We start from the raw sequence: 24,480 nt of genomic DNA on the forward strand, positions 1-24,480 counted from the left end.
CAAGCAAGTGCGCAGCAGTTCTGTGTGCAATGGCAGTTATGGTACCCGCAGCAGCAGCTGTAGTACCTGCAACCACAGCCGTTAACAGCGGTGCTATCGTGGCAAGCGCTCAGGGCGAGGGTTACAGCTGGATGACAGGCGACCAGTATGTTCCTGTTGGCAAGCAGTTCACTTTTGAGGTAAATCTCGGTCAGACTTATCTGAACGGCTATCAGCGCAGCGATTTCACATATCAGTGGTATTACAGCGACGATCAGTCCGATAACATGAACTGGACTAAGATCAACGGCGCTACCAACTATACCTACACCGATACAATGACCAAAGATAAGAACCTGCGTCATTTCAAGGTAGAGGTCAAGAACACCAAGACAGGTGAAGTTCATGACTTTGACTGGTTCGGCATGAGAACAGTTAACTGCTATGCAGTTACTACAAAGCTGGGTGCAGCTTCCATCGTTAAGGAGTCAAGCGGTACTTATGTTAAGATCCCTGTTACTCTGTCAGGTCTGTACAACAACCTGCTGACAGGCTATCACTTCGAGTTCCAGTATGATAACAGCATCTTTGCAAGCGCAGAGTTCGATGACAACACTCGTCTTTCTCCTATGGGCAACGATATGAACGACAAGGGCAGATATATCGTTACAGGTGCAGACGTTTCACCTAAAACTGTTGCTAACGGTTATGTAGGCGACCTGTACCTCGAACTGAAAAACGGTGCTAACCCCAACGGTTCTAAGATCTCTGTTGTAGATCAGGATCTTACCGTAAGCGGCGGCAGCATCAAGGGCGTTATCAACTACGGTTCTACCGATACTGCTGCTACCATCTCTACAGGTACCTCCGCAGTTACTTATCCTACCAACATTCAGGTACAGTACAGCGAGCAGTATCATCAGGTAAGATTTACCTGGGACAAGGTAGCTAACGCTCAGAACTACGGTATCGCAGTATATCTGGCCGGCAAGTGGAGAATTCAGACTCAGGGCATCTCCGCTAGCACAACTTCCTACACCACTCCTAAGAACCTGACTCCCAAAATGACCTACAAGGTAGCTATCGCTGCTAAGGTAAACGGCACTTGGGACGTTGCTAACGCTATCAAGAACGCTGTTACTATAACCGTAAAGTAATAGAGCTTTCCAAATCCAAAAATAATATGAAAAAACGGCAGTTCCTTTCGGGGGACTGTCGTTTTTTATGCAAATAGAGCATCAGCACTCCCCTGCCTGCGTTTTTTTAGAATACTGACAAAAAAACACTCTACAGATAAACTGTAGAGTGTCCGTAGTGCAGGTAAGAGGACTTGAACCTCCACGGGGTTGCCCCCACTAGCACCTGAAGCTAGCGCGTCTGCCAATTCCGCCATACCTGCATTTTATGTACTGTGTTTTTCACAGCTTATATATTATAGCATACTCTTTCTGATTTGTCAACCCCTTTTTGAAAAAAATCTATCTTTTTTAAACCATGCCTTTTGCCTTTAGATGACAGTCTGCTATAACTTCAGGTTATAGTACTATTTGATTTTAGTATTTTACAAATGGCTGAAACTGTGCTATAATAAAGAAAAACAGAAATAGTCTGAAAATGAAAGGCGGTATTATTATGGCAAACAAAGAACTTTCAGATATCTTCCCTCTCGGTGAGAAGAACCCGTTCGGTCAGTTTTTTATCGGGCAGAGCTACCTTGCTCCGCTGACCACCGAACAAGTCCCCACATACAACGTTACATTTGAGCCTGCCTGCCGCAACAACTGGCATATCCACCATGCGAAGAGCGGCGGCGGTCAGATGCTTATATGCGTAAGCGGACGCGGCTGGTATCAGGAGTGGGGCAAAGAGCCGAGAGAACTCCATGCGGGCGATGTGGTCAATATACCTGCGGGCGTAAAGCACTGGCATGGCGCGGCTAAAAATTCATGGTTCCAGCATCTTGCGATGGAGATACCTGCCGAAGACGGTCACACCGAATGGTGTGAGCCTGTGGACGATGAACAGTACAGTAGACTGGACTGATAGTGAGGTGACGGATATGGCAGTAAGTGAAAATGCTAAGGCTTATCTTGACAGAATGTTCCCTGAGGGGAAAGAAGGTCTTGAAAAGACCGACCCCGAATTCTGCGAATTTTTCAGGAATTTCGCATTTGACGAAGTGTTGAACAACGATGACCTTGATGACAAAACACGCTTTATGGCGATACTTGCAACTTTGCTTGGGTGCGGCGGCACAGACGAATTCAGGGTGATGCTCCCTGCGGCGCTGAATATGGGCGTTACTGCGACAGAAGCCAAAGAGATAGTCTATCAGGCGGTTGCTTATCTGGGCATCGGTCGGGTGTACCCTTTTCTTAAGGCGGCTAACGATGTCATGGGCGAGATGGGCATATCTCTGCCGCTTGAAGGTCAGTCTGCGACAACGCCTGAAACCAGACTTGAAAAAGGTGCGCAGGCGCAGGTGGATATTTTTGGCAAGGGCATGAAGGACTTCTACAAGACGGGACCAGCCGAAACGGTACACATAAACCGCTGGCTGGCAGACAACTGCTTTGGCGACTACTACACACGCGGCGGACTTGACTACAGACAGCGCGAAATGGTGACTTTCTGCTATCTTTCAGCACAGGGCGGATGTGAACCTCAGCTGACTGCCCATGCCGCAGGCAACATGAAAGTCGGCAACGACAAGGCTTTTCTGATAAAAGTGGTGTCACAATGCCTGCCTTACATCGGCTACCCGCGCAGTCTTAATGCAATCACCTGTATAAACAAAGCGGCTGAGAGCCTTTAATGATAACAACTGCCCCGATGACATGTCGGGGCAGTTTTCTGTCAAAATGGGAAAAAGTGCATAAATTAGTCGAAGCAAAGTTGTATGAAATTAATCTTGACTATTTAACTAGGATTTGATATAATTTAAACGATATGGAGGTGTTCCCGATGGACAAACTTCATGAAAAATACTCACATCTGCTGGAGTATATTAAAGGACTGGGCAGTGCGGCGGCGGCTTTCTCAGGCGGCGTTGACTCGGCTTTTCTGCTGGCGGCGGCTAAAGAGGCGCTGGGCGATGAAGTGATAGCTGTCACGGCGGTATCCCCATCTCTTCCAAAGCGTGAACTTGCTGATGCTGAGGCACTTTGCAGACAGCTCAGTGTGCGGCTGACGGTCTTTCAGTCAGATGAACTGGAACTGGAGGAATACCGCAAAAACCCGAAAAACAGGTGCTATTACTGCAAGCACAGGCTGTTCACCCGCATATTGGAGATAGCCGAGAAAAACGGCTTGGCGCATGTTATCGAAGGCTCGAACAAAGACGATGATGGCGATTACCGTCCGGGTATGCAGGCTTTAGCTAAGTTAGGCATAATAAGTCCGCTGAGAGAATGCGGCTTTACCAAAGCTGAGATACGCAGGCTCTCGCAGGAGATGGGTCTGCCGACCTACGATAAACCATCGGCGGCATGTCTTGCATCGCGCATACCATACGGCGATGAGATAACTGCCGAAAAGCTGTGCATGGCTGAACAGGCTGAAGATATGCTGGTCGGTCTGGGTCTTAAACAGCTGAGGGTGCGCATACACGGTGACATTGCGCGTATAGAGGTACTGCCCGAACAGTTTGATACCGTTATGATGCACCGTGAAGAGATAGTACATAAATTCAGACTGATAGGTTTCAGATATGTGAGCCTTGACTTACAGGGCTACCGCACAGGCAGTCTGAACGAAGCGATAAATTAGGAGGAATTTTGAAATGGCATGTTTTATTGTACCTACCACTGAGGCGATAGTCACGACCATCGCGGCAAAAGTGATAAAGAAAAAAGAAGCTGACCACCATATTGACAGCAGTGAGCATATCTCGCTTTCAAGGAAGATGGGCTGGCTCAACAATATGCTTTGGGGCGGTTCGGCTCTGCTGGCGTTTGAGCATGTGTGGCATGGCGAAGTTCAGCCGTTCTTCCCTTTCCTGACTGCGGCAAGTGACCCTGAGTCTACTGCCGAGATGCTTCATGAGATGGCAACTTCGGGCACAGCTATGGCGGCTGTGGTAACGCTGGCATGGGCAGGTCTTTGCGCGGCTGTATCGGCTATACAGAAGCGCGGCAAGACGGAAGAGGCAGAGGCATGACACTGCTTATAACTGTCATCGCGGCACTTATCACCACTGTTGTATGGTACACAAAGCCGCATGCAAGGAAGCTGAGAGTCGGCAGTCTGGCGCTGATGTACTGGGGCGCATCGCTTATGTGGCTGGTAGATGCTGTGGTCGAGTATGCCGAACTCAGGGCAGAATACTTCACGCCTGCCGCCGCCGACATGCTCAACGACGCATTTTTGGGAATTTGCGTGTCAGCGCTGGGTGTTGTCATCTGGCTGGTAATGGTGCTGTTGAAAGACCCCGACGGCGTTGTGCGCACTGCGCTCGGCAAAAAAGCTGAATAACTTCGTGATACAAGCGGTACTGTCAAGCGCGGCAGTTCCGCTTTTTTTATGCGTACACCGCTGATGTTACTGTAACTGCATAGTTACGCCGTTTTTTTGACTTCTCGTCCGAACATGAAAACACCCGCCCTGCCTTACAGCAGAACGGGTCCTTCATCATAATTCTATAAAAATTTCTACGCCGACTTATTTATCGGGCGTGCCGGCACGCCATCTGCGCGGCATCTGACTTGCCGCGAATTTGATGTTTTGACTGCATTTTTTAGCTGTTTTCTTCTGTTTTAATTATAGCACATATTCACGCTCATGTCATTTACCAAAATGGTAAAGAACCTATCTTTGTAGACTTGCACAAGTTTACCGTAGCTAACATGTACGCATGCAACAATTTATAGCAATCCAACTATTTAAATTCACAAAATCCGGTCGCTAAAGCTCGGATTTATGGGTTTTGTGACCCGATTTTGTCTGAATTTTAAGGCGGATCGCTATAGCGAACTTATTTCTTATCTGTCACAAAAATCGTCAGCGCGAACAGCCACGCTGCCGAACCATAATTGTTATTATTTGATACATAAAAGGCTGCGCAGAAACTTTTCTGCACAGCCTTTGAAATTATCAGTTTATTTTTCTGCGGCGTCTTCTTACCACAGCGGTTATGCCGCCGATGGTCAGCAGAAGTGCTGATGCACCGCCTACGCCATACCATATTCTGGTGTTGCCCACCGAGAAGTGCTCGACTTCGGTGATTATGCGCATGTTGCCTGCCTTATCGACCAGCTTTGCGCCTATTGAATAAGTACCTCTTGGCAGTGTAAGAGAAAGCGCGTCATTCTCGACATTGTAAGCCGCACTGACCTTCTTGCCGTCAACGCTGATCTTGTTGCCGTCAGGAGTGATCTCCTCACCGTTTATGTAAACAACAGTTTCGCCGTCATCCAGCACCTCGCTGATATTCGAGAAAGTGATGGTCTGTTCGCCCGAACCCTTTAGCCAGCCCCAGTTTTTGAGATAATCGGGAACTGCGCATTCAGGCTTGGTGTTGTCTATGTACATTTCACCGAGATCGATGTACTCGCCATCGTTCTCAGCCCTCAGATAGAGCCTTGTATCAGCATCTTCGGTGAAGTTTGCCGAGAAATATCCGCCCGGCAGATCATATCTGCGTGCATCGACCATGTACAGGTCATCGTCAATTATCTTTTCGCCAATTGCGGTGGCACCTGTGTCTATCTCTTCTTCGGTGTCCTTGTCTACCAGCAGCAGCTTAGGCGAAGTGCCTGCCTTAGAGAACATAACTATGTTAAGATCCTCAAAGCTGGTGGGCTGTTTGGATATAGGACCGTACTCTTCATCTTCAAAGGAATACCAGCCTGTGCCTTCTTCCTTACTGCTGTTTTCGATATAAGCCAGCAGAGGTGTGTTCATCAGACGAACGAAGGTGTTCTCGCTGATCTCACTCTTGTTGCCCGCCATATCGACTGCATACATGGTCACAGAGTAGACGCCGTCTTCTTCAAAATCGGGGACTGTGAACCTGATGGTATCCTGCGAAAGACCCTGCTCTGACTTGTTTATCTCCAGCGCCTTGTCCTTTTCGTAGTCATCATCGTCCTCATCTGCACTCTTCGCCTCAGGCACTATCTCACCGATCTCTCTGCCGTAGCTGTATTCGGGCTTGAAAGTTGTCAGTTCATATTCAAGTCTGTAGAGATTTGTGTCCTCAAATTCAACGAAAGGTGCTTCATCCTCAAATCTGTCGATGTCATAAACTGCCAGCGCATTGTATTTATCATCGGTCAGTTCAGCGTAATCGCCGTCGCTTCTCGCACCGAGAACGGGGGCAGTGGTATCTATCTCAAAGATATCGGTCTTGGTTTCAGAACCATCTTTGAGGTCACCTGCGTTTCCTGCGCGGTCCTCAGGATCGATCTCGATCTTGTACACGCTGTCCTCGTTCAGGTCGAAGGTCAGCTTGTGTGTGTTCTTCTTTTCATCATGTACCCATTTGAAGTCAGGCTGCTCTTCTGTCCACTCAACGCCACCCTCTTCGTGGGCACTGCCCGGAGCCTTGCTGTAGACTGCAATATGCAGGTCGCTCTCCTCGAAGTTCTTCTCGGTCACATCGACCTCAAATGCTGCACGCCTGCCGTCCTCATTGTTGTAGTAGAGTTCAGTGGTGCCGCTGACATCATCGGGAGTACCTGTCTTGAAATCTGCAAAGTTATTGGTGATGACAGGCTTGGTCTTGTCAACTATAAAGTGCTGACCTGCATCGAAAGTGCCGGGATTGCCTGCAAGGTCGGTATACTGTATGGTAACGTTGTAGTCGCCGTCCTCCTTGAAGTCCAGCTTGGCAGTGTGTGATGTGTTGTTGCCTGTACCCTCACCGTTCTGCCACGACACCTTCTGCTCAACGCCGTTGACCATTACCTTAGCGTCAGCCGCATTGAAGTTTCGCTCCAGTATCGTGAAGTTTACAGTCTGGTCTGCATCGTAGTATATGCCGTTCTTCGCTTTGGTGTTTGTTATCGAAGAACTTACCACAGGTGCAGTCAGGTCAAGAGAATACATCGCAGATGCCGTCAGCTTGTTGCCTGCGTTATCGGTCATCGAGATATTGACAGGATTGTCGTTCTCATCGCTCTCGACAAGCAGCTGGAATGTGACCTCAGTTATCAGGTTAGCATCGGTAGCTGTTATCTGCTGACCGACATCAACAGTGCTTGAAAGTGTTGTGTCTTCAACAGAAGTATCCATGTGACCGCTCTTGTGGTCTTTGCCTATCGACCAGTCTATGTCGGCTATACCCGAGAAGCTGTCACTTACAGTGACATTGAGTGCCAGCGGGTGGTTGTAGAAACCGTTCACAGGTGTGCCGAGCGGTGTTATGTTGATGTAAGCATGCTCAGAGTGCAGCTGGCTGTCCTCGATGACAGTGCCGTCAGGCGCATGCTTGCCTGAATCGTGACCAACATTATCGGTGACCATAGCAGCTATATGTCCCTTGAAGCCCTTACGAATGACGAACTCGGCATAAGTGCCGTTCTCGTCCTGTCTGAGCATGGGAGCGTCCATAGTCATTATCACTGCGTTTCCGCCTGCTTCGTTGGTGTAAAGTGTGACTTCCTTTATGCCCGAAGAAACATCGGGGTCGTTCACATAAACCCTTGCGGTAACATCTGTTTCAAAGAAATAGCCGTAAGAACCGTTGTGTATGAACGGTGAGTTCTCGACTGTACTGCTCAGTGTGAACGCGGTTATCTCAGGCGATCTGTTGTCGATATAGAATTCTTCGTTATCGTATGAAACATTGCCCGCGTTATCCTCAGCAGATGCCTTTAACTTGTAGTGACCTTCCTGATCTATGCTATATGTATACTCAGGGTCGGTATCAGTATACCTGCCGTCTTCAAAACTCTTGCCGCCATAGCTGTTCTCATCTTGTATCAGTTCATTGGTATCGGGGTCGGTAACATTGACTCTGCTTATACCCGATTTCAGGTCGCCCTCATCGTAGGCAACTACCGTGTATTCCACTCTGCCAGGGAACCATTTCGTGCCGCCTGCATCGATATAAGTGTAGCTGTCATCTGTCGCGATATCAACATGAGGAGCATTTTTCTCCAGCATCAGCAGTATGCCGTTATCATCAAATTCGCCGTTTTCATCGATCGCACTGAGCATCAGTCCGCCAACACGTTCTCTTGGGGAATTTGGTGTGAAGGTGTAGTGGTTCTCATTGTCCAGCTGGTCTTTTATCACAATGTAAGGCACGCCGACATAATTGAGTTCTATACCGCTGAATACCAGTTTGCCTGTAGCGCTGTCTATCTTAGCTTTATATTCTTTTTCCCCCCAGTGGAGAACAGCTTCTTTTATGCCGCAGCCTTGATCGTTGTCCTTAGCACTGATCGAGATATCGATCGTTTCATTGCCGTATATGCCGAACAGCTTATAATTCAGCGAATCCTTGTTTACCGTATATTCTGCGTCATCGATGGTCGGTGCAGTTTTATCAACATAGAAATTCGGATAATCTACTACGTCGTTCTTCGGGTTCTTGGTAACAGTTCCCGCAACATCAGTCACTTCGGTATCTATTACATACAAGCCGTCAGGTAAATTATTTGGTATCGGGATCGTCACTTTTCCGCTGTTGCTAAGTACGAGATCGCTGGAGTATTTCAGTTCCTTTTTAATAACTTCCCTGCCGTCTTTATTCCTGATGATTATATCGGCAGTTTTCAGTGCCATGTTGTCGCTGAATGTAAAATCGAGCGCATTGTCATCAGCTTTGCCGAAGAATTGTTTCTTTTCTTTTTCGTTCTCAGGCAATTCTTTATGTAACGAACCTTTGACATCAACAGTGAAAGTCGGTGCAACAGTATCGATGACCAGCTTAACATCGTTGTCATCAGTAGAAAGATTATGTTCGGACTTTGAGTCAGCAAAATAATATGTTCTGCTGTTGCCTACCTTGTCTTTGACAACGATATACGCTTTGCCATCAAGCATCATGCTTCCGTCCACAGACATTTCGGGCTTTATGGGGTCAAAAACAAAGCTCCTGTCCTCTTTGTGTGCACTGTACTCTATCGTTCTGTCATCAGTTTCGATATACAGCTTTACATCTTTTTCATCGACACCGCTGAAAGTATCGATAACATTAACTGATAATACCAGTTCTTTGTTGCTGTAAACGCCGCCCTTTATATAATTGAGCCTTGCTCCGTTTCGGATCTCAAATGATTCCTTATCGATCGAAGGTGCTTCGGTATCCACTGCATAATAGCATGTATCTTTTTTGATATGACCTTCGATATCTTTTACCTCTGTTTCGACAACGTATACACCATCGCCTGACAGTTTCACATCCTCAGGGTCAGTTTCCCTGACAGGTATTCTGTAATTACATATATTACCGCAAAAGTCTATAGCCTTTTCAACACTGTCATCAATGTTTTTACTTTTGTAATGAATCGTTTCATCGCCTTTAGTTATCTTTATGCTGTAAGCTGCAATGCTGATATCGTCCTTAAAACAGTACCGAAGAATATTATCATTTTCGGTATCGCAGAGTATCGCTTCATATGTGTTGTCAACTACAGAACCTTTCACAGCGCGGTTAACAGTTTTGATTTCTGCAAGTGCATCATTATCACCGATAGTGGAATAGAGATATTCAGATTCGCCGTCGATAGGTCTGGCTATAAACAACTTATCTTTTACACCGATGGTGAAATTGTATACACCTTTATTTTTAAGTTTCAGCTTACTAAAAGGTATATATACTGTACGAACTTTCTTAGATCCGTCAGATTTTGCTTCAACTTTCGACATTGGAAAACTTATGATCTGACTATTGCCTTCATTATCTTCACATGTAACATCGATAGTGCAGTCATCGAAGTTCTCATCCTCAAGTTTTACCTTAAGGAAAGAATCCTCGTTGACATATGTATACTTGGTAATATAAAAACCGTCTTCACCGTCATAGCCGTAATTCTGCTGAGCGGCAGACTGTTCTTTGCCCATATAGTTATTTATAGCACCGTCAAAAACTATCTTAGGTACATCTGCATCAGGTACATAGATGCTCTGAACATTCACACGTCCGCATTTGTCTACCGCGTAAACATATACCGTATTTTCCTTCATTTCAGGTGTGACATGTATATTCACAGTCGGCTTTTTATCGGGTTCACTGATATCTACCGCAGGTGTGATATTAGTGCAGTTATCTACCACATCATCCAGCTTTTTATATGCCTCACCATCGCTATAGTTATAGTATATTTTATCGATGCCCGAAGCATTGTCTGTTATTTCGGTCGAAACTATTTCTATCTCATCGGAATATTTTTCCTTTTGCTTTAAATCAAGTTTAAAATCATTAGGCTTATGTTTATCGAGCTTGTAACGGAACCAACCGGACGTGCTGTATCTTTTATAACTGCCTTTCCAGCGTGCATAAAACATCACATAATTGTCGCCCTCAGGCAATTCATCAAATGAGGTTATCGGTTTTGCTTTTTTAGTATCGTCCTGATATGGAATGCCGTTTGCGGGCACTGCATAATAGTAGACCTCAGCAGACAGACCCTCGCGTCCTTCGAGTCTTATGCTCCAGTCATTGAGTGAAGTTACCCATTCATCACCGTTTCTTGCAGGAATGATGACCAGTTTCGGCGGCAGGATCTCATCGACCTCCTGTCCGCCTGTGGTATCTTCATCTTTAGTCGGTTCATCATCAGGTCTTTTCTCTTCTTCATCAGTCGGAGTTTCATCGCCTGATCTTTCTTCATCATTGACTTGCTCTTCTTCGTTATCAGCATTTTCCCCCAGTGATCTGTCATTCAAGCCAGCCTCGATCATCGAAGGCATTTTTCCCAGTGCCACGCTATTGTTCGAGATCATCGAAAGTGCTGCTACCATTGATAGTATCCGCTTAGATAATGTCATTCCGTTACCCCTTTCAGTCAATTTGGTTTATTATTTTCATTGTGGAACAATATTCTTCCCAGCGCTCTGTAAGAGCTTCCGTTTTTGTAAGGCTTACCTATAGAAGAATATCTTCTGTACTTTTTCAGCCCTATAAAAACGGCGTATATAAAAAATGACAGTGCCGCAGCGACAAACAGTTTGACCATAAAGATCAGCGCTGCGGAATTGTATCTTATATCCCATTCATTTATGAAATTCTCAAGTTCGCCCGTCAGCCTGAGTATGCCCATAGCTGACACAAGCAACACAAGTGATATGGCAAAAGTCAGCAGGAACGGCTTTCTGCCATGCTTGAAATAAGCACCGAGCAGTTCCTTGATCTTTGAAAACAAGCCTATCCTCAATTACCTCACCCCTCACTCTTCAAAGCTGTCGAGATAGTCCTTTACCGAACGCCTTACTATGGCAGAAGGCTCATCGCTTCCCTTGCTCTCGACTATCTTGTCTATCTTTTGGTCGGTGTTGAGTTGTTTCGCAAGATAGACCAGAAGATTTCTGTACTCTTCCTTTTCGCCGTATTTCACCAGCGTTTTATAGCATTCACCTGCATAGCGCGGCTGCTTTGATTCATATATCTTTTCAAGCAATTCGTAACCGATACACTCGCTGTCTTCCTTGATATCAAGGTCAGCAGCAGAAACATATTCCGAGAACATCAGCAGCACTTGTCTGTCAGTATTACTGAGCAGTTCATCAAAGCTGCGGCGTGAGAATTCTTCATCAGGCACCTGATCCAACAGCTGTACCAGATCCTCCGCTTCCTCCTCACTTATGCCGTTTATATCACTGCCATCGTTTTCGTTATAGTAGAAGTCATATATCTTATCGTAGATCGCTTTTCTGCCTTCTACACCTGTTGCACGCATCTGTTCCTCAGCGGCACGTTTCAGCGATTCGTGCTTGGATATCTGATAATTATCCATGATATTATCTATCTTATGCGCCGCAAAGTGACCGCCGAAATAATACAGAAATCCCAGAAAGCACAGCAATGTCGTCAGCAGACCGAGAAATACTGCGCTGACCGAAAAGGAGTTGCGCACCTTTATGTCATCAGTTCTCAGCACCGCAGGCGAACGCTCACGAGCGTCCATGATATCACTGCGAAGCGTTGCATAATCATGATAATAATTCTTGTTATCCCTGTCAAAATAATCGGGCGTTCTTGATCTGGTCGCCTTAATGATTATCTGTTCGAGTTTATCATAGAAATGCACTGATGCCAGCGAAAGATCGCGGTTGCAGTAGGCATCTTCATTGAGCATCATTTCGGTATCAAAAAAGCGCTGGTAGTGGTATCCGTTGGAGAATTTCTTGCGGTACTCGATGTTGTTCATGTACAGCGAGAAAATATTCATGCACTCCCACAAAGTTGCTCCCAACGAAAAGATATCGCTCTCGACCGTCAGACGGCAGGCGTTTTTGAGGTCGCCGTTCAGGTTCGCAGATGTGAAGTTCGCTTGGGGCTTCATTTCAAGATTATATGCTTCCGGCGCGGCATATCCGACAGTACCGTATTCGTAAACATTCTCTCCGCCGAACGGCACAGTCACGTAGTCTTTGCCCTGATCCATGTAGTTTGCCCTGCCAAAGTCGATAAGCACCACTTCATCGCCTGCATTGGTTATCATGATGTTGTCGGGCTTTATGTCCATATGAAGTATCCTGTTGCGGTGCATGTAATCAAGCACGTCACACAGCTTGACCGCAAAGTTATAGATCACCGACTGGAAACGCAGACAGAAATCATTATCTGTCACGTACTTCTCAGTCCTCGCCTTGTTTTCTTCACTGAAATCGCTGTAGCCTGTTACAGCCAGCTTAGTCCTCACCACCAGTGGGAACTCGCCGTATTCAAGACAGAATTCTTCCAGTGTCTTGCCCTCGATATATTCTTCGACCACACAGAAAAATCCGCGTCGGTCGATATAAAAAGGTTCCTCACCCTCAGCCACATGCTCGAACTTTATGGAAAAATCTCCGATATCCTCGATAAGGTCATATATCCTTACCACCGAACGACAGCCCTGAAGGTCATTGAATATCTTAAGATCCTTGCCTTTGAAACGTTTCAGTATCCTGTCATTGGTACCCCTGCGCTTGAATTTGAGCACACAACTCATGCGGATATTTTCGTTTGCAATGCTTTCTGCTGCCCTCAAGCCCTTATAGACTATACTCTCGGTGCCGCGTGCGATAAAGCCGTCACCGTATTGAAAAAGATCCTGAAAGCCGGTATCTATCGTGTAAGTGAATTTTGTGCCGTGTATCTGCATAAAGCTGTGGTTCTCCTATCCGATCGTTCTTTGTCTGTAACTCCGGTCAGATCAAAGATCTATTTTATGAAAAATCTCCTCAACTTTTTGTTAAGCCTGCTGAAACGTGAGTATGATACCGAAAACGTTTTCAGCAGAAGTGCCGCCCGTTTCTCTGCCGACCGGAACAGCTGATGCTGTAACAAAAAAAGTCTGACAACTTTACCGAACAAAAAGCACCGCCGCAATAACAGAACATTTCAAAAGCCATCAGACATACCACTGCCACATACATTTATAATTGTACAGCAGCCGCCTGCAAAAAGCCGCACCCAACGCATCACTGTCACAGCAGATACCTGTGGCGGGTATAACTTTGCCTTTTTTACGCTGCGCTTGGAATCAGTGCCGATCCTAGTGCTTAAAATACAATATTTTGACAGAATATAATTTTTTCCACCTTAAATTATATCACCTTTATGAATGCTTGTCAAGATAATTTTAATAATATTTTGACTAAAAAAGATCCATTCTTTCATGCGGCATTTATCAAATTAGTTTTATCGGCTGAGAAGTCCTGAATTGCGCACTTCCCGATGCTCGGTCATTTTTATTAATTGTTAGAACGAATTCACTTTTATTTTTCAAAACGATTTTGTCAGCATTTTTCATTGAGCTTCTTGATGTCCGGCAGATACATGCTTTTCATTAGCGCAAGTACATCACTCGCTATGAGAACAACTGAGGTACGCTGTATTTCACAAAATCTTTCACACTATCCGAGGAAAATCCGTGTTTCTGATAACAGTTTAATATTTTTATACTTCCGAATGATATCGTCATTTTTACGCTGCCATTATTGACAGGTCATACCAGCGTAAAACTTATTTGTAAAACATTAAAAAACAGGTAATTATATTTAACTTATGTTCAGCTGATTTTTGATATATAATTGTAATTGTGGGATATCCGATGTCCAATGGTCGGATACGCCGAAATGTCATAAAAAGTTTAAGGAGTATATTGAAAATATGCCGTTGCCCAAAAAAGAATACTACTACTCGATAGATGCCGCAAAATTCATATGCGCGCTGCTTGTCGTGGCGGTACACTGCATGCCTTTTGGGTACAGTGAAGCATTCCTTATCCCCAACCAGATAGTGAGGAATTACATAGCACGCATAGCTGTGCCGTTTTTCTTCGTATCGTCCGGGTACTTCTATTTTAAGAGCAATTACTGTTACGACTATAAAAAAGACAAGGAAAGAAAGTTTCTGTCACGGTTTCTTTTCCTTTACATATTCTGGTGCCTTGTGTATTTCCCGATGCACATACCGGGCATACTTAACGACCCGAAAGGTGCTGCGGTCGGGGCACTGAAATACCTCAGGGACTTCGTCTTTATTGGCGGACATATACATTTGTGGTACCTGTCAGCGACCGTTTTTGCAATACTGGTGATATCAGCACTGCTGGAAAAAAATCTCAGTATAGAGAGGATATTCCGATATTCTCTGGTGCTTTACTTCATCGGGCTGCTTGGGCAGGGATATTCTTTCCTGCTTGAACCGCTGAAAAGATACAGCATCATCAAAGGTTTCATCGACCTTTACGAGAACGTTTTTGTCACAACAAGGAACGGTCTTTTTGAGGCTTTCACTTTCGTTTCTATGGGGCTGATACTTGCAGACCACAGGGATCATCTTCCAAAAAGGACTTCACTTATCTGTCTGATACTTTCAATGGCAGGCTTTGCAGGTGAACTGCTGCTGGTAAAACACTTCAGCGGAAGAATTGAGAACGATTATTACATAAGCCTGCTGCCAGCGATATTTTTCTTTTACAGATATATTTCAAAGATCAAACTTGAACCCAGCGACAAGTACAAGACCCTCAGGAAGTCCAGTACGCTGATATATTTCACTCACCCGTGGGTAAAAAATGTACTTGGGTCAGTGCTGAAACGTGTGAACAGCACACTGCCTAACACCTGCCTGCTGTTCATACTCACTGTGATATGCTGTATACTGCTTTCGATGGCTGTGATAAAGCTATCAGAGATCAAAGGCTTCAAATGGCTGAAAAAAATTTACTGACATAATAAAAAGGTGAGTTGTGGGACTCACCTTTTTTCATTCTTTCTAACCTTTTACTTCGTGCGGACATTCTATCAGTATCACACACGACTCTTCGTTAACTCAGTCGTCTTTTCTCTGTTCACGCCTGCGGCGCTGAGGGCGGTTGGCGGCTTCTGACGAAAAAAGTTCCACAACAGCATCAGTCAGCGCATCGGGTACAGTTTCACCGCTTGAGATGATATCTGCCCACGGACAAAGTTTTTTGTAGTCATCATCGAAAACTACTGTATAGGGTGGTCCGCAACGATCGTTGACAGACATGTAGAGATGTCTGCCATCATTTATGATACCGCTCGCTTCACTCTCTGTCATGCCGTTTTCAAGTCTGCCGAACTGTTCAGCGGTCATCTCATAGAGATGATACGCCTGAAAACCGCCGTATTCTGCGGTATATCTGCCGTTTTCCTCATCATGGCAGGCTTTCCAGCCCGAACCTTTTTTGAATGTCATATCATCCACCTCACTTAATATAATAGATTATGGTTTTTCCCTGCTGTTATGCAGATGATACCATAAGAATATGTACCTTATTTGTCCGAGCGATAACTATTCTGTTAATTAGATACTTTTCGCACAATATCGAATGTAATACTTCTGTTTTGCCATTAATTGACTATCAGCGCAATATTTGTTATGAACTTACAAATAAAACATATCAGACGACAACGCATGCGAACCGATGTTCAAGCGTGCTGACAAGGCAATGTACACCGAAAAGCTGAAATAAAAAGAAAAGTACGGAAGCTACAGGTAAATACAATATCCCCCGTCAGGCAGTTATGACTGTATGACGGGGGGATTTCTCTTTGGTCAGCGGTCTGCAAAAAACTTTTTCAGATCCGTGACTGTTTCTGCTGTCAGCGGGTAGTTCTCGACAACATGACCTTCTTCCAGTCTGACTATGTGGTCACAGCAGGAGAGGATAAACTCAAGGTCATGGGTGACTATCAGCACAGCTTTGCCCAAGCCGCGCAGTCTTGTCATTTCGGCGGCGACCTGCTTCATGTGGTAAAAATCAAGTCCGCTTGTTGGCTCATCAAATATCATCACAGGCTTGCTTGAAGCAATGCCGCCCGCGATGGCAGTTCGCTGTTTCTGACCGCCTGAAAGCGCCATCGGGTGGGTGTCGGCAAAGTCGGCAAGGTCAAGCAGGGAAAGTATGCGTTCAGCGGCGGCAGATTTCTGTTCATCGTCAAAAGTTTTGTCGGTCATGCTGAGTATCACTTCATCGCACACGCTCTCTGTGAAAAGCTGGTGATTGACATCCTGCATTATCATGTAGCAGTGGTGAAGACGTTCTCTGGCTCTTAATTCCCTGCCGCCGAAAGTCATGATGCCTTTGCATTTCTTCTCCAGCCCGCAGATGTTGCGCACAAAAGTGCTCTTGCCTGCGCCGTTGTGACCGATCACCGCGATAACGCTGTTTGCGGGAAGTTCAAGCAACGGGATATCGATACCGTGTCTGCCGTCTTTGTATGTAAAGCGGAAGTCCTTAAACTCCATGACCGCTGACGATATTTCGCTTTTTGACGGCGAATATGGCACGCTGTCTGTGTCAAGAGGGCGTATGCCCAGCGCTTCGGTGTCAGAATAGCTGAGGGCTGATATCTCAGCCTTTGAAAGTTCCTTCTTGACCATGCCGTTTTCAAATATCAGCATACGGTCAGCCAGTTCGCGCAGAAAATAAAGCCTGTGCTCGGCTATTATGACAGTCTTGCCCTGTGACTTCCACTTTGCCAGTATATCTCTCAGCTTGCTCACCGCGCCGCTGTCAAGGTTGGAAGACGGCTCGTCCAGCACTATGATATCGGGCGACAGCAGGTCAACGCCTGCGCAGGCTATCATCTGCTTTTCGCCGCCCGAAAGTTCAAAAATGCTGCGGTCGAGCAGCTTCTCTATCTTTAGCGCGGAAGCTGTTTCCTTTATCAGTGCCTCTATCTTTTCGGGCGGCACGCACTGATTTTCTGCTGCAAACGCTATCTCATCGGTGGTGTTGACATTGAAAAACTGCGAACGCGGGTCTTGAAAAACACTGCCGACATGCCTTGCAGTTTCATATATCGGTGTATCGGGTATGCTTTTGCCGTCAATGGTGACTTTTCCCGAAAGTTCGCAGTTATAGTAGTGTGGTATCAGACCGTTTATCAGCCGCGTTACAGTCGTTTTGCCGCAGCCCGATGCCCCTGTGAGCACTATGAACTCGCCGTCTTTTATAGTCAGGTCTATGCCGCTTATACCGTTTTTGGGAACAGGTTCATTATATCACAGCATTTGCAATTTTGGGATTTTCGTGTTATAATAGTATCAACATTAGGAGGTGTATGATTATGAAAATTAAAGAAACTCAGGAGTTGCGTGCACAAAGACTAAATGCTGCCATTGAAAAAAGCGGATTAAGTTATCCAGAATTGGAAAAGCTGACCGGCATATCGAAGTCTTCTCTTCAGCGCTATGCAACAGGAGCAACCAAAAAGATCCCCATTGACTGCTTAGAAAAGCTGGCGAAGGCTTTAAATTTAGACCCTGCGTATCTTGTCTTTGGCGAAGATAGTTCACCTTTTAACATGGTAGTAGGAGGTAATAAAATGTTTGACAATAGACTTAAACAACTTCGCGAAGCCAGAGGGCTGACTATGCGTCAGGCTGCCGCAGACCTTGACATACCATACACAACTTATGTGCATTATGAAAAGGACGAAAACGAAGCAAATAGTACAGCCCTTGTGAAAATGGCTCTTTACTATGGCGTATCTACTGATTATTTGTTAGGCTTACCAACTAAGACAGAAAAAGACTCCCCGCTCAATTCAGAACGAGAAGCCTTAAATTCACTTATTAATTATTTGCCAACAGAGCAGATTAATGATGTCTGCCAATTTATGGAGTTTCTGGTTTGGAAGAAGAAACAGGAGTAACTTTCTGCTTTCTCTTCCGTAGTTCCATCAGGTCATCATATAACTTCATGACTTTATCAATAAGTTCCTGTCTTTCATCTTTCATCTCAGAAAACCCATTTCGTTTTTTTGCTATCCAAAGTATAGCACATATGTTCTTGTTTTTCAAGCCCGAACAGGGTGATTAAACACCCTAGAAAAAAGTATACAATATATCGGGCAGCAACACCAGTTTATTTTCCGCTCATTTTCCGTTTACTTATAAGGAGGTAATGACAATGGAAAAACGTGTCATGTCAAAGAAGATCTCAGTCATCAAGCAGATAAAGGCGGCTCACAATCTGCCAAACGATAAGATACTTGACCTTGTAGCCCGCAGCGGCGGGTCGTTAGCAGACAGTACCCAGCGCCGCATAAGTATACCTGATGTAACCGCCCATATAGGGCTTGACTTTACCAAACATTCCTATTCCTTTCCATAAGCCCGCATCAGCGGGGTCTTTCAAGCATTATGACCTCTTTCCAGTTAAAAAAGCGGCAGACTATCCTGCAATGCTCCTCCATCTGCGCCCACGACATATCATGCACGAACGGCTCACAGACACAAGTCCAGAAAGATGATATCAGCACATGGAATTCCTCCTGAGTGATATCAGCTTTTGCCATGCCGCGCTTTCTGGCTTCATTGTAGTAACGAACGTAGGCGCGGCTCATTTGCAGTACGAACTCGTGGTTGAAATCCTCATACCGCGTACCGGCAGCCTTGCCTATCAGCAGCGCGAAAGTGTCCCGATATTCGTACAGCATTCTGAACATCGGCACCATCGCATCATAACTCATTATCCACGAGGAGTATATCTCTTCATTGCTGAATGCTGACAGTTCGACCTCCGAACGGCTCGCCATAAAATCACTCAGCGCATTGACGATATCCTCCACCACTGCACAGAACAGGTCTTCCTTGCCTTTATATCTTTTATAGACAGCGCCTGTCGTGATATCAGCATTTGCACAGATGGTCTTCAGTTCAGCTTTCAGGAAGCCTTGTTTCATAAATTCTGCCTTTGCACTTGCAAGCAAGCGTGGGTCAATGCTTTTATCGGGTGTTGACATATTGTTCTCCTTACCAAAAATCAGATTATCGATAAACCGATTATCATTTTTTCACACCATTATTTTGTTGTCAAGGGGTGCATCCAAATAAATGAATTAATATTTTATGAATTCAGCCACGAAAAGGGGCTGCTGCAACCGCAGCACCCTCTAACCATATCCGAACATCAGAGTAAAAATACATAATTACCGGTGAAATAAGCTGTTTCAGTGCGCACCCCCCAAGCCTTCTTCAAAAAAAGAGGACTCGGGGGTGTTATGTTCTGCTGGTTTTTATGCCGTTTTCAGTTCAAAAACGGTCGGGGAGTTTATTTTTCGCCCGAAACGAAATAGGTATATACGGTCATCAGGTATTTTTTTCATGGATAGACCCCTTTTCTTGACAATTCCAAAGTTGACAAAGTTGACATAAATCGACACTGCTTTGTCAACTTTTAAAAGCCCTATTTTACGGCGTTTAAGCCTTGTTTTTGAGAAAATTGACAATGTTGACAAGGTAAGGGGAAAAATGAAAAAATAGCAGGTATTTTCCAATATATGGTAAATTTATTTTTTAAAGTATCCTTACTACCCTGTCAATTTTGTCAACTTTTATGTTTTGACCCCTGAAAGCCCTATTTTTCGGGGTTTATATAGTTGACACTTTCGTGTCAGCTTTTGTCAATTTTGTCAATTTTTATGTATGGTTTTTGCAATTATATTATACCACAAAAAGAAGAGCTTGGCACTACCTTTCAGGTCTGTGCCAGGCTCTATTTTCTTTGTTGGGGCTGCAACAGCCCCATTTTATTAATACATATAAACCCGAATGCCTGCCAACAATTATGAATTATGAATTCAGAAAGCGCTTACCTGTCAGTACCCTTTGCTTTCGAGATATTCACGGCAGGTCTTTTCGATGACATCTCTTGCTTCCGATGCACTCATATCAAGTTCACAGCATGCGGCATGAAAGTGACCGCCGCCCCCGTGAGATTTGCAGATATCATTGGCAGAAAGTTCACCGCCGGTCCTCATCGAACATCTCATTCGCCCGTCAGGCAGTTCCCTGATTGTCACACCTATACGCAGACCCTCTATCTGCTCGACAAAACTGTTTATGCCTTCAAGGTCGGAATCCGCCACACCTGCTGTTTCAAGGTCTTTCAGCATGATGATGCCCGTAACTATCTTATCATCATAAGTGAAATGGAAACTGTCACGCAGGATATTCTCTATCTTCATTCTGCCTGCCGACTTTATGAAAGTGTTTATCCTGCCGATATGATAGACATCTGCTCCTGCTTTTGCAAGTTCGGCGGCGACCTCAAAAGTCTGCACATCTGTGTCAGTAGTCCTGAAACATAGGGTGTCGGTGACGACCGCTGTGTAAAGCAGGTCGGCTATCGGTTTGGTGACAGTTATGCCCATCTCTCTTATAACCTTGAAGATTATCTCTGCACAGGCACCCGTATCTGTTTCCACATAGCGATAGTCCACATTGTCAAAAGTGTTTTGATGATGGTCAATGCAGAAAGTGAAATGCTTATCACCATAAGTTCCGACCCTGTAGCGCGAAGCGCAGTCAACAGCGATATAAACAGGCTCACCGACATCATCGCACCGAACTTTGTCGGTCATATATCGGTGTATGCGCGGTATCTCGTCCTGACCTCTGACTGTACATTTTTTACTTACAGACTGCAACGCAAGACACAGCCCGAATGCTGACCCGATACAGTCACCATCGGGACGGATATGGTAGACGATGCAGTAATTATCATATTCTCTCAGTTTCTCAGCCATTTTGCGAACAGATATATCCATCGACAGCTCCTCCTATATTTCCGACAAACGGGAACAGCCCGCTGTGAGCCATTCCCGTTTATCTTACATTTTACATTATACTTCGTTATAACAAAACTGTCAAGTGAAAATGCGGATATATTTATTTCTGCATTCATCACTCAAATACGCTGCGCTTTTTGCAGCTGTGAGTGCTGAATGAGCCTTATCATAAGGCGGATCACTATAATTCCCGCTACTCCATGCCCTTGAGTACTTCGACCATATCTATCTTTCTTATCCTCTTCCGGAACATGAAACCTACCACAACAGAAACAAGCATAACGAAAGCTGCTGCGATAACATATGTCACAGGGCTTATGTAGCATGGCCAATCCACCTGATCGCCGTTTGAATCCATCATTGCCCGCAAAGGTGCCTGTCCCAGAGGTATACCGATGATAACGCCTATCACCGACAGCCAGAGGTTCTGCACCGATATCAGCCGCCTGATGGCAGAACTCTTGAAGCCCAGCACTTTCAGTGTAGCAAACTCCTTTTCGCGCTCATTGAAAGACAGGTTGCCCGAATTGTACAGCACCACGATTATCAGCAGTGCCGCAAAGAATACCATGAAAAATACCAGCAGATCCATGACTTCCATACTCTTGTCAAAAGCAGCTTTAAGGTCGTCCATACTGTGTACGGCGGAAACAAAATCAAGATCTTCGGCACCATCACAACTCTGCTTTGATACCAGCATCGCAGGTCTGAATTCAAAGCCCATCGCTTCGTAATCTTCCCTGAGCATAGTTATACCCATTATCGAGGGGTGCCTTGAAATGAATCCTATCCTGCTCTCGTTCCACTTGTCATCTGCGGCGCGTTTCCAGTAGACCGTGTCGCCCTTTTTAAGACCAAGTCTGTCAGCCTGCTTCATGGTCAGCGCCACACTGCCCGCTTCCAGCGGAGTTACATCCAGCGCATCGTCGGATACTCTGAACAGCCCCTTTCCCTCAGTGACGGTCAGTTTACAGCTTACTATATCGTCAGAAGTCGGGTGGCTTTCGGCGGCGATGGAGATAAGATCTGCCGATATGAGTTCGCCGTCATATTCATCAGCTATGCTGAGTGCATCTTCGGGGGTGCAGCTGTCTTTGAAAAGCACCTGTGTTTCATAGTTCTGTATATCACTGAAATACCAGTTCCTCACATAGCCGAGAGTGTCGTAAGCACCAAGACCCAGCGTCATGATGACCATGCCCATCATAGTGCCTGCGATGCCCATTACAGCCCTCAGCTTTGAGCGTGCGATATCTCTGAGGTCATACCTTGCAGTGAAGCCCAGCTTGTTCCAGAAAGGCAGCTTCTCGAAAATGCAGGGCTTTGCCGTCTTTGCAGCAGCAGGTCTGAGGGCTTCCGAAGGGTGTACTTTCAGTATCATGCGGCAGCTGAAAAATGCAGCGGCAGCGCATATGACAACGATGACCGCCGAGAGCAGTATGCTCTTGCCGTCATAACCCGCTCTCCAGCCCGGTACACAGTAAAACTCACCGAAAAGGTCTACCATCATTTTGCCGAATGTGAATACGCCCAGCACCACGCCCACGATACAGCCCAGTGCAGTTATTACGACACTGAAACTAATGTAGTGCGCCATTATCTTGCGGTTTTTCATGCCCAGAGCGTTCAGCGTACCTATCTGTGTGCGCTGACGTGCTACCATACGCTTCATGGTGGTGGTGATGACCAGCAGTGCTATCGCCACGAACACAGCCGAGAACACGTAGGAAAAACTGTCATGCTGTGAAAGTTCATCGGTCAGGCGGTTGTAGCCGTCGATGCTCTTGCGGTCGGCAAGGAAAGCATAGCTGCCATCAAGGGCATCTGAGATATCCTCTTCAAGTTTGAGCGGGTCGCCGTCACAGGTAAAGACTATCTCGTTGTAATTTCTCAGTTCTTCGGGCAGCACCTTAACAGACATATACGCAAAGCTGATGTTGTGATAATCGGTATCAGCATCGGTGCTGGCACAGGCATACTCATATTCGGGGGTAGCTACAAGACCTTTTATGGTCTTTGTCAGGTCAAGCCCCATCACATGCGAAGTAAAGCTGTCACCGACTTTAAGCCCCCACGCTTCGGCAAACCGCTGGAAGAGCCACACGCCGTCTTCATCATCGGGGTCATAGTCCTCACCCTCGATAGTGTAAGGCTTTGTGACTTTCTGCGATGACTGAAAATAGCAGTAAAGTTCGGCAGAATGGTATTTTTCGTCAGCCTTGCCGAGAACTTCCGTCCTCAGCTGAACATCATTTACACCGTCAACGTCAGCCACCGCATCTGCCTGTTCTTCCGAAAAAGCTGCGCCGTATATCCAGCCGTCAGAGAAATTTGTTGTTTTGTTGAGTTCCTCGCGTGCTTTGCTGCCGCCGATGACATTCGCCTGAAATCCTGTATAGCACCACATCGCCACCGCCGCAAGGATAAAGATAGAAAAGAACTGTGCAAAACCGCTCTTTATATCTCTGAGCATTTTACGCTTAAGCATGAACGTGCCCCCTTACCATTCGATATCCCGCGCAGAAGCGGGTTCATCGTTGGTCTTTATGGACTTTATCTTACCGTTGCGCATGTGTATTACCTTGTTGGCGCACTTGGCGAAATCGGCGTTGTGTGTTACCAGTATGACCGTGTTGCCCTGTTCGGTGGAGAGTTTCTGCAACATCTCCAGAACTATCAGACCCGTTTCCGAATCCAGCGCACCTGTAGGTTCGTCGCCCAGTATTATCTTAGGGTCTTTAGCCAGTGCGCGGGCGATGGAAACGCGCTGTTGCTGACCGCCCGACATCTGCGACGGAAACTTGTTTTTCTGGTCTGCAAGACCTACCCGTTCAAGCATCTCATCAGCATCAAGAGAATCTTTCTTTATATCCTTGACCAGTGCCACATTCTCATAAGCTGTCAGACCCGGTATCAGGTTATAGAACTGAAAGATAAATCCTATCATATCAGCGCGGAACTGCGAAAGCTGGCGGTCATTCATGGCAGAAACTTCCTGCCCGCCCACTATTACCTTGCCCTCAGTGGGCTTATCCATTCCGCCCAGCATGTTGAGCACAGTTGACTTGCCCGCACCCGAACGCCCCAGTATCACAACGAATTCGCCCTCTTCTATGGTGAAGCTGACATGATCCACCGCGATCTGCTGACCGTCGCCTTTACCGAAGACCCTTACTACATCTTTGAATTCAACTGCTGTCTTTGACAATTTATACACTCCATTTCTTTTGTGATAGTTAGTTAGTCTAAACTAATCACATTATACACCTTTTGAATATCTTTGTCAATTAAATT

The 24,480-nt window shown here is 45.8% G+C and carries 18 protein-coding genes and 1 tRNA gene; 9 read left to right on the forward strand and 10 right to left on the reverse strand.

What is annotated here, in order from left to right:
• Window positions 1–1,136 (forward strand): hypothetical protein (locus CUS_RS20325; protein WP_037276267.1); only part of this gene is annotated, 1,136 nt, incomplete at its 5' end.
• A gap of 158 nt (window positions 1,137–1,294) precedes the next feature.
• Here the strand turns inward: CUS_RS20325 and CUS_RS02625 are convergent.
• A tRNA-Leu gene (locus CUS_RS02625) sits at window positions 1,295–1,378 on the reverse strand.
• 233 nt (window positions 1,379–1,611) lie between these two features.
• On the opposite strand from CUS_RS02625, the gene CUS_RS02630 reads away from it, so the two are divergent.
• The 5 genes from CUS_RS02630 to CUS_RS02650 all read left to right on the forward strand — a co-directional run bounded on the left by CUS_RS02630 (window position 1,612) and on the right by CUS_RS02650 (window position 4,452).
• Window positions 1,612–2,022: a cupin domain-containing protein gene (locus CUS_RS02630; protein ID WP_002847455.1), complete on the forward strand. Its 411-nt coding sequence runs from the start codon at window positions 1,612–1,614 to the stop codon at window positions 2,020–2,022.
• Window positions 2,023–2,038: 16 nt separating this feature from the next.
• Window positions 2,039–2,794, forward strand: a complete 756-nt coding sequence (locus tag CUS_RS02635) for a carboxymuconolactone decarboxylase family protein (protein ID WP_002847466.1) — start codon at window positions 2,039–2,041, stop codon at window positions 2,792–2,794.
• 149 nt (window positions 2,795–2,943) lie between these two features.
• The gene (gene larE / locus CUS_RS02640) at window positions 2,944–3,747 is read left to right on the forward strand and encodes an ATP-dependent sacrificial sulfur transferase LarE (protein ID WP_002847391.1); all 804 of its coding nucleotides are present in this window, start codon (window positions 2,944–2,946) and stop codon (window positions 3,745–3,747) included.
• 13 nt (window positions 3,748–3,760) lie between these two features.
• Window positions 3,761–4,138, forward strand: a complete 378-nt coding sequence (locus tag CUS_RS02645) for a hypothetical protein (protein ID WP_002847420.1) — start codon at window positions 3,761–3,763, stop codon at window positions 4,136–4,138.
• Window positions 4,135–4,452: a hypothetical protein gene (locus tag CUS_RS02650; protein ID WP_002847445.1), complete on the forward strand. Its 318-nt coding sequence runs from the start codon at window positions 4,135–4,137 to the stop codon at window positions 4,450–4,452. The genes CUS_RS02645 and CUS_RS02650 overlap by 4 nt, the downstream gene beginning before the upstream one ends.
• A 618-nt stretch (window positions 4,453–5,070) precedes the next feature.
• Here the strand turns inward: CUS_RS02650 and CUS_RS02655 are convergent.
• Genes CUS_RS02655 through CUS_RS02665 form a run of 3 tightly spaced genes read right to left on the reverse strand, consistent with a single transcriptional unit; the run spans window position 5,071 to window position 13,235 of the window.
• Window positions 5,071–10,917 (reverse strand): Ig-like domain repeat protein, encoded by a 5,847-nt coding sequence (locus CUS_RS02655; RefSeq protein WP_157769486.1) that lies wholly within the window; start codon window positions 10,915–10,917, stop codon window positions 5,071–5,073.
• Between the two features lie 17 nt (window positions 10,918–10,934).
• Entirely contained in the window at window positions 10,935–11,303 is a 369-nt protein-coding gene (locus CUS_RS02660) for a hypothetical protein (protein WP_002847426.1), read from the reverse strand.
• 12 nt (window positions 11,304–11,315) lie between these two features.
• Window positions 11,316–13,235 carry a protein kinase domain-containing protein gene (locus CUS_RS02665; protein WP_002847412.1) on the reverse strand — a complete coding sequence of 640 codons (1,920 nt, stop codon included), beginning with the start codon at window positions 13,233–13,235 and terminating at the stop codon, window positions 11,316–11,318.
• A 1,010-nt stretch (window positions 13,236–14,245) separates the two neighbouring features.
• Between CUS_RS02665 and CUS_RS02670 the strand changes: the two genes are divergently transcribed.
• A complete protein-coding gene (locus CUS_RS02670; RefSeq protein WP_002847464.1) occupies window positions 14,246–15,310 on the forward strand; it encodes an acyltransferase in 1,065 nt (354 codons plus the stop codon).
• 102 nt (window positions 15,311–15,412) lie between these two features.
• On the opposite strand, the gene CUS_RS02675 is transcribed toward CUS_RS02670, so the two are convergent.
• On the reverse strand, window positions 15,413–15,802 hold the full coding sequence (locus CUS_RS02675; RefSeq protein WP_002847458.1) for a hypothetical protein: 390 nt from the start codon (window positions 15,800–15,802) through the stop codon (window positions 15,413–15,415).
• A gap of 360 nt (window positions 15,803–16,162) precedes the next feature.
• Complete coding sequence (locus tag CUS_RS02680) at window positions 16,163–17,587, reverse strand: ABC transporter ATP-binding protein (protein WP_050792200.1); 1,425 nt, start codon at window positions 17,585–17,587, stop codon at window positions 16,163–16,165.
• 92 nt (window positions 17,588–17,679) lie between these two features.
• Between CUS_RS02680 and CUS_RS18440 the strand changes: the two genes are divergently transcribed.
• Complete coding sequence (locus tag CUS_RS18440) at window positions 17,680–18,267, forward strand: helix-turn-helix domain-containing protein (protein ID WP_002847414.1); 588 nt, start codon at window positions 17,680–17,682, stop codon at window positions 18,265–18,267.
• 257 nt (window positions 18,268–18,524) lie between these two features.
• Entirely contained in the window at window positions 18,525–18,728 is a 204-nt protein-coding gene (locus CUS_RS02690) for a hypothetical protein (RefSeq protein ID WP_002847410.1), read from the forward strand.
• 7 nt (window positions 18,729–18,735) lie between these two features.
• Here CUS_RS02690 and CUS_RS02695 read toward each other — a convergent pair whose 3' ends face one another.
• The 4 genes from CUS_RS02695 to CUS_RS02710 all read right to left on the reverse strand — a co-directional run bounded on the left by CUS_RS02695 (window position 18,736) and on the right by CUS_RS02710 (window position 24,394).
• The gene (locus CUS_RS02695; RefSeq protein WP_002847402.1) at window positions 18,736–19,359 is read right to left on the reverse strand and encodes a TetR/AcrR family transcriptional regulator; all 624 of its coding nucleotides are present in this window, start codon (window positions 19,357–19,359) and stop codon (window positions 18,736–18,738) included.
• A gap of 855 nt (window positions 19,360–20,214) precedes the next feature.
• On the reverse strand, window positions 20,215–21,165 hold the full coding sequence (locus CUS_RS02700) for a DHH family phosphoesterase (RefSeq protein ID WP_002847449.1): 951 nt from the start codon (window positions 21,163–21,165) through the stop codon (window positions 20,215–20,217).
• Window positions 21,166–21,379: 214 nt separating this feature from the next.
• Complete coding sequence (locus tag CUS_RS02705) at window positions 21,380–23,674, reverse strand: ABC transporter permease (RefSeq protein WP_002847471.1); 2,295 nt, start codon at window positions 23,672–23,674, stop codon at window positions 21,380–21,382.
• A 12-nt stretch (window positions 23,675–23,686) separates the two neighbouring features.
• Window positions 23,687–24,394, reverse strand: a complete 708-nt coding sequence (locus CUS_RS02710) for an ABC transporter ATP-binding protein (RefSeq protein ID WP_002847447.1) — start codon at window positions 24,392–24,394, stop codon at window positions 23,687–23,689.
• Window positions 24,395–24,480: the final 86 nt, after the last annotated feature.

Source organism: Hominimerdicola alba 8, assembly GCF_000178155.2.
Taxonomy (GTDB): domain Bacteria; phylum Bacillota; class Clostridia; order Oscillospirales; family Ruminococcaceae; genus Hominimerdicola; species Hominimerdicola alba_C.

Excerpts from the sequence above, each read along its gene's own strand:
- CUS_RS02630 (WP_002847455.1), top strand. The coding sequence starts at position 1,612 with ATGGCAAACAAAGAACTTTCAGATATCTTCCCTCTCGGTGAGAAGAAC.
- CUS_RS02635 (WP_002847466.1), top strand. The coding sequence starts at position 2,039 with ATGGCAGTAAGTGAAAATGCTAAGGCTTATCTTGACAGAATGTTCCCT.
- larE (WP_002847391.1), top strand. The coding sequence starts at position 2,944 with ATGGACAAACTTCATGAAAAATACTCACATCTGCTGGAGTATATTAAA.
- CUS_RS02645 (WP_002847420.1), top strand. The coding sequence starts at position 3,761 with ATGGCATGTTTTATTGTACCTACCACTGAGGCGATAGTCACGACCATC.
- CUS_RS02650 (WP_002847445.1), top strand. The coding sequence starts at position 4,135 with ATGACACTGCTTATAACTGTCATCGCGGCACTTATCACCACTGTTGTA.
- CUS_RS02655 (WP_157769486.1), bottom strand. The coding sequence starts at position 10,917 with ATGACATTATCTAAGCGGATACTATCAATGGTAGCAGCACTTTCGATG.
- CUS_RS02665 (WP_002847412.1), bottom strand. The coding sequence starts at position 13,235 with ATGCAGATACACGGCACAAAATTCACTTACACGATAGATACCGGCTTT.
- CUS_RS02670 (WP_002847464.1), top strand. The coding sequence starts at position 14,246 with ATGCCGTTGCCCAAAAAAGAATACTACTACTCGATAGATGCCGCAAAA.
- CUS_RS02675 (WP_002847458.1), bottom strand. The coding sequence starts at position 15,802 with ATGACATTCAAAAAAGGTTCGGGCTGGAAAGCCTGCCATGATGAGGAA.
- CUS_RS18440 (WP_002847414.1), top strand. The coding sequence starts at position 17,680 with ATGAAAATTAAAGAAACTCAGGAGTTGCGTGCACAAAGACTAAATGCT.
- CUS_RS02690 (WP_002847410.1), top strand. The coding sequence starts at position 18,525 with ATGGAAAAACGTGTCATGTCAAAGAAGATCTCAGTCATCAAGCAGATA.
- CUS_RS02695 (WP_002847402.1), bottom strand. The coding sequence starts at position 19,359 with ATGTCAACACCCGATAAAAGCATTGACCCACGCTTGCTTGCAAGTGCA.
- CUS_RS02700 (WP_002847449.1), bottom strand. The coding sequence starts at position 21,165 with ATGGATATATCTGTTCGCAAAATGGCTGAGAAACTGAGAGAATATGAT.
- CUS_RS02705 (WP_002847471.1), bottom strand. The coding sequence starts at position 23,674 with ATGCTTAAGCGTAAAATGCTCAGAGATATAAAGAGCGGTTTTGCACAG.